Origin of the sequence: Planktothrix sp. PCC 11201, from assembly GCF_900009135.1 — a bacterium.
GTDB lineage: Bacteria > Cyanobacteriota > Cyanobacteriia > Cyanobacteriales > Microcoleaceae > Planktothrix.
In genome coordinates this window covers 101256-114983 of the sequence record NZ_LT797711.1, presented here as the reverse complement: position 1 = coordinate 114983, position 13728 = coordinate 101256, and the positions used below count along the sequence as shown (strand labels likewise).

Below are 13728 nucleotides of genomic sequence, written 5' to 3'. Positions count from 1 at the left end.
TTTTCCTCGTATTAATAGCTTCCCTCCGCCGGTACTAGCCGGACTCAGGTTCCAAGGGTGTTTTTTCTCAGCCTGAACCTAGCAGGCACCCCTAGCTTATTAATAGAAGATGGTATCACAATTTTTGTTAATTGGGTAGAAATTAATCAAATCTTTAGAAATATCGGAACAATTTGGGCGTAATTATACTTATTGTAGGGGGCTATTCAAGGAAAATATTATCATTTTCAATGAATTGATGGGGGTGTGCGTTATGGCTACATCTTACGGGTGATTGAAGTCTAAAACATCTTCATAAATTTCTGATACCTGACAACTAAAATTAATACTTTCTAATTGTATCTGTTGATTTTGTTGATAGGTAAACAATACCCAACGCCCCTCTTGATTTTGTCTAAAACATTCTATATTAATTTTATTTTGACTAATTAACACATATTCTTGTAAGGTTTCAATCTGTCGATAATCGGCAAATTTATCTCCCCGATTAAATGCTTCGGTTGAGGGAGATAATACCTCAATAATTAAACTAGGATATTGTTTAAAATAACCATTGTTTCGGTCGCGGAAGTCGCAAGTTACCATAACATCAGGATAATAATAAGTATCGGCGGTTTGAATATGAACTTTCATATTTCCCGTATAAACACGACATCCTTGGCCGCGTAAGTGATTTTTAAATAAAGCAATCAAATTCCCAGAAATCGTATCATGAGCATCACTTCCCCCAACCATTGCATAGACTTCTCCCCGAATATATTCATGGCGAATTGGGCTAATTTTTTCGCCTTCAAGATAATCTTCATGAGAAATTTTATAATCAGAAGGATTAACAATCATAATTAAAATACCATCAAACAGAACTCCATTATAACTCGATACCAATTAATTGATCAATATTATCTTGTTATTGCTTTATTAATGTTCTTTAGTCGATATTAAAATAATTTAAAAAGGATTGGTATAAGCATAAATAGCATAGGTATTACGCCCTTGTATTTTGGCTTCATAAAGGGCTTGATCTGCTTGAATAATTAAAGGTGTAGGTGATGTATTTGGCTCAGGATATTGAGAGGAAATTCCAAAGCTTAACGTGGTTTTTTGATAGATGGAAAAATTACTATGTAGGTGATGAAGTTGTTCCACTTCAAGCTGTATATTTTTAGTTACTTGGATTGCACCTTCTAAGGAAGTTTCAGGGAGAATAATCACAAATTCCTCTCCACCATAACGAAAAACCGCATCCCCCGGACGTTTGAGTGCCCGCTTAATCGCGTCAGCCACTTGTTTAAGACAAAGATCACCGGCTGGATGACCATAGGTATCATTATAGATTTTAAAATAATCTAAATCACAAATAACCAAAGAAATTAACTGTTTATTTCTAGCCATCTGTCGCCAAATTCGAGGCAACTGTTCATCAAAATAACGACGGTTTCCTAACTCTGTGAGACTATCAATAAACGCTAATTTTTCTAATTTTAAATTAGCTGCTTTTAAAAATTCTTCCGTTTGAATCCGTTGCTCAACTTCTGATTGAAGCTGGTGATTTTTTTCAAACAAGGTGTGATTTTGGTGTTCCAATTGATTATAAAGATTTCTAATCATCAGTTGAGTTTTAACTCTAATAATAACTTCTTCTGGCTGGAATGGTTTTTTGATATAATCCACTGCCCCCTCTGCAAAGGCCCTAACAATATCTTCAGCCTGATCATGAATACTAATCATTAAAATTGGAACAGCATAGGTGCGGGGGTTAGCTTTAATCTGACGACAGAGATCATAACCATTAATATCAGGAAGTTGAATATCTAATAAGATTAAATCAGGAACTTGAGCTTCAATAGTAGCCAGTGCGAGTTGACCATTAATTGCTTTTCTCACTCGATATCCTTGTTCGGCTAAAATCGCAGTTAAAACCCTTAGATTATCGGGGTAATCATCAATAACTAATATATCACAGGGATTTAGGGGGTTTTGATCGTTATTCATTGCTTGGAGGATTGAATCTGATAAGTTAGATCAATAATTAGATCAAATCTAAAATTTAATACCCATTCTTGAATTACTTGGCTCAAATCCATAAATTCTTCTGGAATTTGATCAATTAATTGTAAAACTAAATCATCACTACATTGAGTAGCTGCATGATGTAATTGTTGAATGAATGAATCAGGCAACATTGCCAGTTGAGTTTTTAATGCCGAACTGACCAGAGATGTCGTAATTTTGGGGAATGTATAACTAAAATCGGGTTCTTGATAGATATATTCTACCCCTAGATGTTCTTTAATTTTTTCTAACAGAACTTCTTCTTTAAAGGGCTTACTAATCCAATCATTACATCCAGAAACTGCAATAGATTGTCGATCTTGCTCAAATACCGAGGCAGTAATGGCTAAAATCGGAATAGAATGTTGCTGTTCTTGACTCCGAATTTGACGAGCCACAGCAAAGCCATCCAGAATCGGTAATTGCATATCTAAACAAATTAAATCCGGCCGCCAACTTTGCCAAAGGTCTAATGCCTCTTGACCATCCCTGGCTTCTTGTACCTCAAAACCAATTCTATTTAACATTTTAACTAATAATGAGCAATTATCCGCATCATCATCTACAATTAAAATCCGAACTGAATTTTGATCGGGAGCTAGATGGACAATTTGTTGCTGATTTTGATCAGGAGAGAAGCTGGTTTCCCTATCTATTCTTGCTTGAATTTCAAAGGTAAAGGTTGAACCTTTTTCTGGAATCGATTTTACCTGAATATCTCCTCCCATTAATTGGATAAAATGACGACTAATGGGCAGTCCTAAGCCTGTTCCCTGACCTGATTTACGACCCACTTCTGTTTGGGTAAAAGCCTCAAATAATAAAGGCAGTTCTTCAGGCGAAATGCCGGCTCCCGTATCTTCAATTTCAAATTGAATATTGATTTTTCGCTCCTCTTTTATTGCTTCTGATCTAGCACTCAAGTTCAAGGGTAAAAATCGGTTAGTATTCTGGGTACTTAGCTCATCTTCTGATAGGGGTTTAAATCCGGCACTCACTCGCAATTGAACTCGACCTGTTGTCGTAAATTTAATCGCATTTCCTAACAAATTTGCCAAAATTTGACGTAGCTTTCTTTCGTCGCCGATAATATATTGAGGAACAGTATTAGAGATATAAAACTTAAATATCAAGCCTTTACTTTCGGCTTTCAAGCGTAACATATCCTTAATATTATCTAGCAATATTAACAAATCAAATCGAGTTTCATTTAAAGTTGTCTTCCCTGCTTCGATTTTAGAAAGTTCTAAAACATCATTAATTAAATCCAGTAAATGTTCTCCACTGCGATTAATAATTTCAATGTGCTTTCGCTGTTCTAATAATAGAGAATCATCTTTTTTCATAATTTGAGCAAAGCCTAAAATCGCATTCAAAGGAGTCCGCAATTCATGACTCATATTAGCCAAGAATTCACTCTTAGCAGCATTGGCTGAATCGGCTGCCTTTTTGGCAATTTTTAATTCTTCTGTTTGCTCTTGAATTTTTGTAAAAAGTTGGGCTTGCTGAACAGCAACCCCTAATTGGCTGGCAATTTGGACTACCATTGAAATTTCTATGTGATGCCATTTGCGAAAATCCGAACTTTGATAGGCTCCTAACAGACCCCACAGTTGATTGGCACAAAAAATAGCAACGGTTAAATAAGATTTAACTTGAAATCGCTCCAAAAAATTAATATAACAAGGACTAAATTGAGCTTGATAAATATTTTCAACACATCGATAAATGACCCCCCGGCGGTAAACACCCCCTTGGGTTTCTTGCAAATAAGTATCTTCTACAAGAATTTCAGAAGTTTCTGTTAAGGATTCAAAGACACAATCGGAATTTAAAATCGCCGTTTGAGTCATCACCGGATCATGATATTGAGCTTTAATTAAAGGTATCCAACCCGTTTCTACTGACTCAGCAACGACTTTTCCACTCCAGTCAGGATTAAACTGATAAATCACCACCCGATCGCAATGTAAGACCTTCCTTAATTCTACGGTTGTAGATTTAAATATCTTATTCAAGTTGAGGGTTTGGCGCATTCGTTGAATCACACGGGCGCTGGTTTTTTCTCGTTTAATACTTTGTTGCAGGGCTGTTTCAACTCGTCGTCGCTCTTGAATTTCTTTTTCTAATTGAGCTTTTTGTTCTTGTAACTGTTTTTGTTGTTCAACAATGGTTAACTGATTTTTCACCCGAACTATAACATCTTCAATTTCAAAAGGTTTGGTAATATAGTCTACCCCTCCCACTTCAAAACCCTTGACTTTATTATTAATTTCAGCTAAAGCACTAATAAAAATTACAGGAATGTCCCGGGTTTGAGGGCAAGCCTTTAATTGTTGGCACAATTCATAACCATTCAAACCCGGCATCATGACGTCGAGTAAAATTACCTCTGGAGGATGATGATTGATTTGTTCTAAGGCTGATTCTCCATCTAAAGCTCTATCGACGTCATACCCGGCATCCGTCAAAACATGATAGAGCAGTTCCAGATTTTCTGGAAGATCATCAACAATTAAAATCTTGGAAGCCGGGGTATTGTCAGCACGGTTCAACATATTCTGTCCTTTGGGCAATCAACGGCATCCCAGGGACGCATTAATTAAAAAAATCCACCGCCATTCCTGGGGTGGAGCTTTAAACGTTCCATCCTAATATGGCACGGTTTTTTTGATGGTCTTCCTTTGAGCCAAAGCGTCCTAGAATAGAATACTCGTTCAACAAAAACCCATCTTCAATTATTAGTCCGTACAGTTGTAATCGGGGTTTGACACACCGCCAAACCCTCGACACCCCTAAACTTGAGCAGCTTTGGATGAACTCAAAGTCTCAGTATTCGCCTGGGCAGATTTACCGTTACTTTCTGCATCTCCGTGGCGAGGTTGAATCACGCCGTAACCACGATGATTAGAACGCTTGTAGATCACATTAATTTCTTCTGTTTCGGCATTGCGGAACATATAGAAATCATGATCAATAAATTGAAGCTGTTCTAAAGCCTCATCAACGGTGATTAGAGGCATCGCAAAATATTTGGTGCGAATCACCTCTGGGGGTAGTTCAGGAGAACGATCCCCGATCAAATCTTCAACCACCGGATGATCAATAACGACTTCACCAGTTTTAGGTAGATTTTGACTCTTATCCTGACGTTTTTCTTTGTACTTCCGCAGTTGGCGAGCAATTTTGTCGGCGACTAGATCAATGCTGGCGTAAAGATTTTCACTACTTTCTTGAGCGCGAATCACAGTTCCGTTGGCATAAATTGTCACTTCTGCGGTTTGTTTTGGATTTATCCGAGGGTTCCGAGCAACCGATAAATGTACATCCACTTCCGTTGTCAATTGTTCAAAATGACTGACAGCTTTTGTGATCTTCTGATGTACATATTCGTGAATTGCAGTCGTAACTTCCAAATTTTTACCCTGGATAACAAGCTTCATAAAGCTCCCTCCCGCTCATAATGTGGGCATATTCTCACCTTAACACTAACCTGATACCAAACTTCACCCATTGCAATTTTTTTTGATCCTGTGACAATTCTTGACTTTTCTGGGGTTAAGTTTCGTCGAAAACCGCTTGATTTTTTTTCTGATCTCTTGTACGTTTTTTCTGCTCTCCTTGAAGTTGAATTAAGTATTCCTACTTATTATATTAGCATCAAATCTGTTACTCTATCTCCTGTTAACTTCTTTTTTTTAAGGTTATTGTGGCTGTCCCCTGTCAAATTTATTACCTTGGATCGGTTCCCTATACAACGGCCTGGAATTGGCAGCAATCCTTGGTTCAAGACCGCAAGCTTAACCCCGATCTCGATGATGTGTTAATCCTGTTGGAACATCCCCCCGTCTATACCCTGGGACAAGGGGCTGATTTACAATTTCTGAAGTTCGATCCCGACGATTGTGCCTTTGAACTGCATCGGGTAGAACGGGGAGGGGAAGTTACCTACCATTGCCCAGGGCAGCTTGTCGGCTATCCGATTTTGAATCTACGACGCCACACCCCCGATTTACATTGGTATTTAAGGCAGCTAGAACAGGTGTTAATTCAAGTCTTGGAGAGCTATGGACTCCCCGCCCAAAGGATTCCTGGGTTAACAGGAGTTTGGATTAATCAAACCAAAGTGGCGGCTGTAGGCATCAAAGTCAGTCGTTGGATTACTATGCACGGTTTTTCCCTGAATGTCTGCCCTGACTTGCAGGGTTTTGAAGCAATTGTTCCCTGTGGGATTGCCCATCGACCCGTTGGCAGTTTGGCTCAATTTATTCCGGGGATTACTTGGGAACAAGTCCGTTCCCAAGTTGCTGAAACCTTTGCTCAAGTTTTTGAAGTTGAGTTGATTCCTCCCCAATTAAAATTAACAATTAATTAACAATTCTGTTAAGCCAGCAAGATTATTTCAGTCGCACTGGTAATGATTGAAAATTATGTTATAATCACAAATGGATTAGGTATCGGTAGCCCTGTAATGCCCGAATCAGGAAAAATTTTTCTGTTTAGTGTAAGTCCTACTCGCTTACCTCCGAATTCCAATATCTGCACACCACTCGATTTTAAGAGGTAAGTAATGACTATTTACGTTGGTAATTTATCTTACAGCGTCACTGAAGATGATCTTAAAGAAGTCTTTGGTGAGTATGGAACTATTAAAAAAGTTCAGCTTCCAATTGACCGTGAAACCCAACGCAAACGAGGTTTCGGTTTTGTAGAAATGGAAACCGAAGATCAAGAAGCCAAAGCGATTCAAGAGTTAGATGGGGCTGAATGGATGGAGCGCACCCTCAAGGTCAATAAAGCTCGTCCCCAAGAAGAACGCAGCAAATCTCCCCGGGGTGGTGGTGGCGGCTGGGGTGGCGGTGGTGGTGGTGGTGGTTACCCCCGTCGATAGACCGTGTTAATCTCGAAAAAAAGCATTCACACACCTTATCTCAGTCCATTGCCAAGGATCACCCCAGCATGGAGTGAGATAAGGTCGGAATTTGTGTTATAGTAAGAACTGCTCTGCATGGGGAGTAGATGGCAAGCACTATGCCGTATAGGAAAATTTTTTCTACCATGCTTCGATTTATGCGGATTTTCCCCATTGTTGTCATTGGGGTCTGTCTCAAGCCTTGATCAATACTTCGGGGAGCGGACAGGGGTCTGTAAATGTGAAGACCCACCTTGTCCCGTTTCTATCCGCTAAATCAGGGTAGCTTGTTAAACCAATCTATAATTTTAACTGGGAGAATATGGAATGAGCCAAGTCGTTCTCGGTGAAACTGAGCAATTAGAGTCTGCTTTGCGTCGCTTTAAACGAAAAGTTTCACAAGCTGGCATTTTTGCCGATCTGAAAAAAAATCGTCACTTTGAAACCCCCGGACAAAAACGCAAGCGTAAAGAGGTAGCTCGCCATAAAGAACGCCGTCGCCTTCGCAACCGTAGACAACAATTTCAAAATAGTGAACCCTAAAGGGAAAAACGGACATTTGCAGTGAGCAGTTAGTCGGTGTTTGTCCGTCATGTAGTACGAACGGGGACGTTCGTATTTTACATCCTTCACGACTAACGGTTTGCTGTCCCTGTTTCCCGACACATTAATTCTTTCCTGGCCCTAGGCTCGACTCTCGACTGAATGCGTGATGATCCTCCCAGGGAAATCGTTCTGGGGGGAGAGTGTGCCACAGTTGCTCAATATGATGGGCTGGCATAGTCAAATATAAAATATCCCCAGGTTGTAGGAGAAAATTCAGCAGTTCCCAACTGTGAATTGTTTGATAGGCGGTTTCAATATATAAGGGAACAAAATCAGCTTTTCTGGCAACTTCTTGGACTCGCTTCCCACAAAAGGGGTGATTGTGGGTAATCAGGGTTCCTAAAGCCACCCACAAACTGTCGGCCGTAATTCCACTTCCTAAAATCCGTCCTCCCAGTGCCGCTGCTGCAAAGGCTGGAGCCGCAATTTCCGTTGTATTTAAGACCGCTTCAAAATCAAAAATCTGTTGTACCATCAAGGCAAAATGGGAGTCATGGGTGCGAGTGATCACCCTTAAGCGGGGTGCTAATCCCCTAGCACTTAAAACAATTTCTAAATTTCCCGTATCATCATTGGTAACGGCTAATAGGGCTTCGGCGGCTTCAATGTTGACGCTTTTTAGGGTATTAGCTAAACTCGCATCTCCTTCAAAAATGGGAATTTTTAACCCCTTGGCGGTACTGAGAAAACGGCTATTAGGATCACGTTCAATCACAACAACTTCATAACCCCGTTGATATAAATGTTGGGCAATATTTAATCCTAATTCTCCTAATCCACAAATAACATAGTGATTGCGTTCGGGAACTCGGGTCGCATCCAGATAATCTTTCAAACGAGTTCCTAAGATAAAATCATTTAATAGGGCATAACTAATTCCCACAACTCCGGTGCCAATTAACATCATCACCACCGTAAATATTTTAATACTATCGGGGGAATGTTCAACAACTTGTTCATTCCCTCCAGCTCCGGTAATCATCCCCACGGAAAAATAGAGGGAATCTACAAAAGAATAACTAGGATCGACAACAACATAGGTTAAAGCTGCTCCTAATATTGTTAGAAATAAAATTGAACTGACAATTAAAGCTGATTTAGCATATTGTTTAAACTTTTGTAGCCCCCGTTTGAATTTAAGAAAGCGATATTTCAGATCCTTTTGAATTTGATGGGTTTTGGGTTTGATCGCTATAATTAAGCGATCGCCTACCTGTAACTTTTGATCCGCCATCACCCCAGAAACTAAATCAATTTTATCTTTAAACGGCAAATAATAAATTAACATTCGACCCGAATCTGCCCATAAATCCCTCAAACTATGTCCTAACCAGGGATGATCTTCATCGATTAATTCTTCATGAATCGGCCAAATTTGATTAAATAATTCGAGTTGTCCGATCGCTTGATTTCCCAAAGCCGCAAAGGCAAACACAGGAGCAGCCAAAGCCGAAACACTCATGGTACTGTGTTCCGGTAAAGTTTGATTTAGGCGCGTTCCTAAATTAGTATTAAATAAACGATTAATAATCCGAATCTGAGGATTTAAAATTCGGGCTTGCATTAAAATTGCTAAATTTGTCGCTTCATCATTTCCGGCTAAAATCAAAGCGTTGGCTGTTTTTACCCCGGCGGCTAATAAAGTCGAAGCGGAGCGTAAATTCCCCACCACCACATCAGACCCTTCTTGGGGGATGGGTTTATCGCTGATGCCCACAACAATAGCACCTTGTTGTTTCAGGAGTCTAAAAATCTGATATCCCGTGCGACCTAAACTACAAACAATAATTCGAGGTTTCATAGGTATTACAATCCATAACAGCGATCATCCCACTAAAGTTCTTAACCTGATAGCCACCTGATGAAATTATCAATGGTCTGATTCCCCCGAAACTGTATCTTAAAACACGAACTCCCATAGAAAAGTGCTTTCAGAATTCATCATCGGTAAAAACTGGAGGCCATAATTCATTAATCGATAATTCCCAACCTGCAAATAGTTCTGGCAGGGTTAAAATATCTCCATTTCCGAGTACAATGGGTTCCTCTGTAGAGCGATAAACCGTAACTGTTAACTCATCAGGATCAATCAGAATCCCAACTTGCGCCCCTAATTCTAAAAACTGATTAATTTTCTTTTTTAACGGATTGATGCGATCGCTCTGGGATTTAATTTCTACGACTAAATCAGGCACTAATTCAGCAAAATAACGCACACTTTTTCTAAGACGGGATGCGCGAACAAAAGAAACATCAGGGGCTTTTAGGTTGGTATTCGGGAGAATAAAACCCCCAGCAGAGTCAAAGACACGACCTAAACGACGAGGTTTAACCCAATTTCCCAATAGTCTAATTAATTCGGCTCCAACTTCACTAGAGACAATATCCGATGGCCCCATAATCTCAATCTTCCCGTTAATCAATTCTAACTGATAATCTAAACCGCCTTCGGAGAGATTTTTTTGGACTTGCTCTAAATCTTTTATGGTCATCAAAGACATAAAAATAATCTCCTATTATGTTTTATTAGATTTTAATTATAACAAAAAAAGCGATCGCTATCCCCACAATAATTAATAGTTTAGAGTCCAGTTAGAGCATCGGTATTCGGGTCAGGTAGAGGCTGTTGAACATCGATATTAGACCAGGATTTCGCAGGGGAAGAAGGACGTTGAACCGATAAACGAGTAGTTGATTGTAACCGTCCTTGATCCTGTAACTTAACCAATTCTTCTTGATAAATACCCATTAACCGAGCTAAACTTTCAGCAATTTGATCCCAACTTTCATCACTGACAATTTTATCGGCAATCCCTTGAAACAGATCCCCTTGTTTGCTTTTCTTGACAAATTCCTTCAACCGTTTACCCGATTTTTGTAAAACCGCTTGGTAAACTTCCCCATTCGACCACCAGAGGCCCGGTTGAGTTAATAACCAAGTCAGGATATATTCTTGGGCGTGTTGTTCCTTAACCCAAGTGGCGAGATACTGTAATTCTTCCATCGGTTTTAATCAAACTGCACTAAATTCTTGATCCGGCAAATCTTTAAAAAAATCTGACTTAAATTATACACCCAGTAAAATCAACGCTAATCTAATAAGATTACTGCATTCAGTAACCCACAATATTACATTCAATAGAAATCTATGACCCTACAAAAATTTGGTGTAATTGGTCTAGCCGTCATGGGTGAAAACCTGGCGCTCAACGTTGAGCGTAATGGGTTTCCGATCGCAGTTTATAACCGCACCGGGGCTAAAACCGATGAGTTTATGCAGCAACGGGCCCAGGGAAAAAACGTCAAAGCCGCCTATACCCTAGAAGAATTTGTCCAATCTTTAGAACGTCCCCGCCGGATTCTGGTGATGGTCAAAGCCGGGAAACCCGTTGATGCCGTGATTGATCAGCTTAAACCCCTGCTGGATCAAGATGACATGATTATCGACGGGGGCAACTCCCTCTATGAAGACACCGAACGCCGCACCAAGGAATTAGAAGCCACGGGTTTAGGGTTTGTGGGCATGGGTGTGAGTGGGGGGGAAGAAGGCGCCCTCTGGGGGCCTAGCCTAATGCCAGGGGGGACAGAAGCCTCCTATAAAGAATTAGAGCCGATTTTAACCAAAATTGCCGCCCAGGTGGATGACGGCCCCTGTGTAACGTTTATTGGGCCAGGGGGGGCGGGTCACTACGTTAAGATGGTGCATAACGGCATTGAATATGGGGATATGCAGTTAATTGCCGAAGCCTACGACCTGCTAAAAAATGTCGCCCGGTTGAATGCGGCGCAACTGCATGAAGTCTTTGCCCAATGGAATACCACCGACGAACTCAATTCTTTTTTAATTGAAATTACGGCGGATATTTTCAAAAAGATTGACCCGGAAACCGGTTCTCCTTTAGTTGATTTAATTGTTGATTCCGCCGGACAAAAAGGTACCGGACGCTGGACGGTAATGAGTGCTTTAGAGTTGGGTGTTTCGATTCCTACAATTATCGCGGCGGTGAATAGTCGGATTATTTCTTCCTATAAAGATCAACGGGTAGCCGCTTCCGTAGAATTGCCTTGGCCGACGAGTGAATATCAGGGAGATATTTCTGAGTTAGTGAATAAAATTCGGGATGCGTTGTACTGTTCTAAAATTTGTTCCTATGCTCAAGGGATGGCTTTATTAGGTGCCGCTTCTAAGGAGTACGGGTACAATTTGGATCTGGGGGAAATGGCGCGAATTTGGAAAGGAGGCTGTATTATTCGGGCGGGATTTTTGAATAAAATTAAAGCCGCTTTTAGCGAGAATCCTGATTTACCGAATTTGTTATTAGCACCGGAATTTAAACAGACGATTTTAGATCGTCAACAAGCCTGGCGGGAAGTGTTAGTTATTGCCAATCAATTTGGGATTCCGGTTCCGGCTTTTAGTGCGTCCTTAGACTATTTTGATAGTTACCGACGGGCGACTTTACCCTTGAATTTAACCCAAGCCCAACGGGATTATTTTGGAGCCCATACCTATGAACGCACCGATAAACCCAGGGGTGAATTTTTCCACACGGAATGGACAAAAGACTAAGTATTAACTAACTTCGTAGTGAGCCCTTCAGGGCTCAATATCTTTTAGGGCTAACTACTTTGTGGTGGGGCGTTTACGCCTCAAAGAAAGCCCTAAAGGGCTTACTACGTTAAATTTCACTTAGGAAAATTTGATTAATGGTTAGATTAAGTTCGGTAAATGTAGGGGAAATTAGGCGATCGCCTTTTCTAAAAACAATGTCATCAACCAGTTAAGCTATTCCCTATTTTATCAGCTTCAATCCTATCAACAGCTTCTATACTTTCAACCGTTGGTAAAGATGAAAAAGCCGGAGTTATAATTATTAATCCCCTGGGAACACATTCCACTTCTATCGGTGTTGTCCCAATAATTTCCCCATCTACAACCACTTTTTGGGGGGGATTTGTAGAAATTCTAATCCGTTGAGTTCTAAATCCGATCATATTATCCCGTTGAATTTCTACCTTCAGTAAACCCGCCCCCAATAAACCCATCATTCCCGCCACCGCCTGCATTTTATTCACCGGAGAAGTATAGATTAAAACCTCTAATAATCCATCATCAGGAACAATTTGTCCCAAACCTTGAGCTAAAACCGAAGTAGCAGGGGCGACATTAGCAATAGTAATCGCGGCGGCTTCAACTTGATTAATTTCGCCATTAATTTCAATTGTCGTTTCAAAGTCTTTTTGTTCCTTTAATTGTTGCCATCCTGCCATGATATAAGCTAAGGGCCCCCAGCGTTTTTTCGCATCTCGATCCGCCTTATTAACTGTTTCCGCTTCAAACCCAATTCCCGCTAATAAAATCATCGGTAAACTATTACAATAAGCCATATCAACGGTACGAACTAATCCCGCAATAATTACTTCACAAGCCCCTTGAATATTAGTCGGAATTCCCAAAGCCACCGAAAAAGCATTGGCAGTTCCTCGAGGAATAATTCCCAAGGGAATATTAGTATTTATCACGGCTCCAGCTACGGCAGAAACCGTGCCATCTCCCCCCGATGCGATGACTAAATTCACCTTTTCTTCGATCGCATCTTGTGCTAATTGAGTCGGATCAGTTTCTGCGGTTGTTAAGCAAACTTTTAAGTGAAAATAAGGTTCTAATAATTGTCGAATTAATAATAAATCTTGATTGGCATTTCCTACCCCAGCAACAGGATTAAAAATCAAATGAGCCGAACGAGTTCGTCGCAGTTGCACAATAATAGCTTCGGCGGTTCCAGTATTAGTCGCGATCGGAATATTATAGATATTGCAAACTCTTAATAAATTTAAAAGCGGGAATTCATAAAGGTGGGTTTGGGTGGATTCTACTAAATAAATAACAGCTACAATTTCTTCTCTGGCGGTGATTTTAGACGCGATGACAATATCTCCCCCCTGTCGTAAAGGCAAAACCGTTTCAACCTTTAACCAGGTCTGTTGAGTTAAAGCCGTTGCGATACTGTCTAAAGCCGCTAGATGATAATGGGACAGAATATTCGCGTGTTGAGTCACAAAGCTGACTAAAGTTTCTTGCTGAGTTTCGTCAGCTAAGAGAAAAATCGTCCCTGGCATAATTCACCGATGATTATTGCAATTATTAGTATAGCTAA

The 13728-nt window shown here is 40.3% G+C and carries 12 protein-coding genes and 1 riboswitch; of the genes, 4 read left to right on the top strand and 8 right to left on the bottom strand.

Going from position 1 to position 13728, the window contains the following annotated elements:
• Positions 1-3: 3 nt before the first annotated feature.
• A riboswitch (TPP riboswitch) is annotated at positions 4-103 on the bottom strand.
• A gap of 161 nt (positions 104-264) precedes the next feature.
• From PL11201_RS22770 to hpf, 4 genes are all read right to left on the bottom strand, one after another.
• Positions 265-840, bottom strand: a complete 576-nt coding sequence (locus PL11201_RS22770) for a Uma2 family endonuclease (protein ID WP_079681147.1) — start codon at positions 838-840, stop codon at positions 265-267.
• A gap of 108 nt (positions 841-948) precedes the next feature.
• Entirely contained in the window at positions 949-1992 is a 1044-nt protein-coding gene (locus PL11201_RS22765; protein WP_079681145.1) for a GGDEF domain-containing response regulator, read from the bottom strand.
• Positions 1989-4610 carry a response regulator gene (locus PL11201_RS22760; RefSeq protein ID WP_079681144.1) on the bottom strand — a complete coding sequence of 874 codons (2622 nt, stop codon included), beginning with the start codon at positions 4608-4610 and terminating at the stop codon, positions 1989-1991. Before PL11201_RS22760 ends, PL11201_RS22765 begins: the two co-directional genes overlap by 4 nt.
• A 237-nt stretch (positions 4611-4847) precedes the next feature.
• The gene (gene hpf, locus PL11201_RS22755; RefSeq protein WP_079681143.1) at positions 4848-5495 is read right to left on the bottom strand and encodes a ribosome hibernation-promoting factor, HPF/YfiA family; all 648 of its coding nucleotides are present in this window, start codon (positions 5493-5495) and stop codon (positions 4848-4850) included.
• Between the two features lie 266 nt (positions 5496-5761).
• On the opposite strand from hpf, the gene lipB reads away from it, so the two are divergent.
• From lipB to rpsU, 3 genes are all read left to right on the top strand, one after another.
• Positions 5762-6427: a lipoyl(octanoyl) transferase LipB gene (gene lipB / locus PL11201_RS22750; protein ID WP_234996819.1), complete on the top strand. Its 666-nt coding sequence runs from the start codon at positions 5762-5764 to the stop codon at positions 6425-6427.
• A gap of 195 nt (positions 6428-6622) precedes the next feature.
• Positions 6623-6943 carry an RNA recognition motif domain-containing protein gene (locus PL11201_RS22745; RefSeq protein ID WP_079681140.1) on the top strand — a complete coding sequence of 107 codons (321 nt, stop codon included), beginning with the start codon at positions 6623-6625 and terminating at the stop codon, positions 6941-6943.
• 348 nt (positions 6944-7291) lie between these two features.
• On the top strand, positions 7292-7507 hold the full coding sequence (gene rpsU, locus PL11201_RS22740) for a 30S ribosomal protein S21 (protein WP_026788585.1): 216 nt from the start codon (positions 7292-7294) through the stop codon (positions 7505-7507).
• 124 nt (positions 7508-7631) lie between these two features.
• Here rpsU and PL11201_RS22735 read toward each other — a convergent pair whose 3' ends face one another.
• The 3 genes from PL11201_RS22735 to PL11201_RS22725 form a co-directional block, all read right to left on the bottom strand.
• Complete coding sequence (locus PL11201_RS22735) at positions 7632-9371, bottom strand: potassium channel family protein (RefSeq protein WP_079681139.1); 1740 nt, start codon at positions 9369-9371, stop codon at positions 7632-7634.
• A gap of 130 nt (positions 9372-9501) precedes the next feature.
• Entirely contained in the window at positions 9502-10071 is a 570-nt protein-coding gene (locus PL11201_RS22730; RefSeq protein ID WP_079681138.1) for a Uma2 family endonuclease, read from the bottom strand.
• An 80-nt stretch (positions 10072-10151) separates the two neighbouring features.
• Entirely contained in the window at positions 10152-10574 is a 423-nt protein-coding gene (locus PL11201_RS22725; RefSeq protein WP_079681137.1) for a hypothetical protein, read from the bottom strand.
• Between the two features lie 144 nt (positions 10575-10718).
• Here PL11201_RS22725 and gnd point away from each other — a divergent pair, with 144 nt between their 5' ends.
• Positions 10719-12140, top strand: a complete 1422-nt coding sequence (gene gnd / locus PL11201_RS22720) for a decarboxylating NADP(+)-dependent phosphogluconate dehydrogenase (RefSeq protein WP_079681136.1) — start codon at positions 10719-10721, stop codon at positions 12138-12140.
• 203 nt (positions 12141-12343) lie between these two features.
• On the opposite strand, the gene PL11201_RS22715 is transcribed toward gnd, so the two are convergent.
• Entirely contained in the window at positions 12344-13690 is a 1347-nt protein-coding gene (locus PL11201_RS22715) for a YegS/Rv2252/BmrU family lipid kinase (RefSeq protein WP_079681135.1), read from the bottom strand.
• Positions 13691-13728 lie beyond the last annotated feature (38 nt).

Bases quoted from the DNA above. Each gene is read 5' to 3' on its own strand.
- PL11201_RS22760 (WP_079681144.1), bottom strand. From the start codon at position 4,610: ATGTTGAACCGTGCTGACAATACCCCGGCTTCCAAGATTTTAATTGTT.
- PL11201_RS22715 (WP_079681135.1), bottom strand. From the start codon at position 13,690: ATGCCAGGGACGATTTTTCTCTTAGCTGACGAAACTCAGCAAGAAACT.
- rpsU (WP_026788585.1), top strand. From the start codon at position 7,292: ATGAGCCAAGTCGTTCTCGGTGAAACTGAGCAATTAGAGTCTGCTTTG.
- PL11201_RS22735 (WP_079681139.1), bottom strand. From the start codon at position 9,371: ATGAAACCTCGAATTATTGTTTGTAGTTTAGGTCGCACGGGATATCAG.
- hpf (WP_079681143.1), bottom strand. From the start codon at position 5,495: ATGAAGCTTGTTATCCAGGGTAAAAATTTGGAAGTTACGACTGCAATT.
- PL11201_RS22765 (WP_079681145.1), bottom strand. From the start codon at position 1,992: ATGAATAACGATCAAAACCCCCTAAATCCCTGTGATATATTAGTTATT.
- PL11201_RS22730 (WP_079681138.1), bottom strand. From the start codon at position 10,071: ATGTCTTTGATGACCATAAAAGATTTAGAGCAAGTCCAAAAAAATCTC.
- gnd (WP_079681136.1), top strand. From the start codon at position 10,719: ATGACCCTACAAAAATTTGGTGTAATTGGTCTAGCCGTCATGGGTGAA.
- PL11201_RS22725 (WP_079681137.1), bottom strand. From the start codon at position 10,574: ATGGAAGAATTACAGTATCTCGCCACTTGGGTTAAGGAACAACACGCC.
- PL11201_RS22745 (WP_079681140.1), top strand. From the start codon at position 6,623: ATGACTATTTACGTTGGTAATTTATCTTACAGCGTCACTGAAGATGAT.
- PL11201_RS22770 (WP_079681147.1), bottom strand. From the start codon at position 840: ATGATTGTTAATCCTTCTGATTATAAAATTTCTCATGAAGATTATCTT.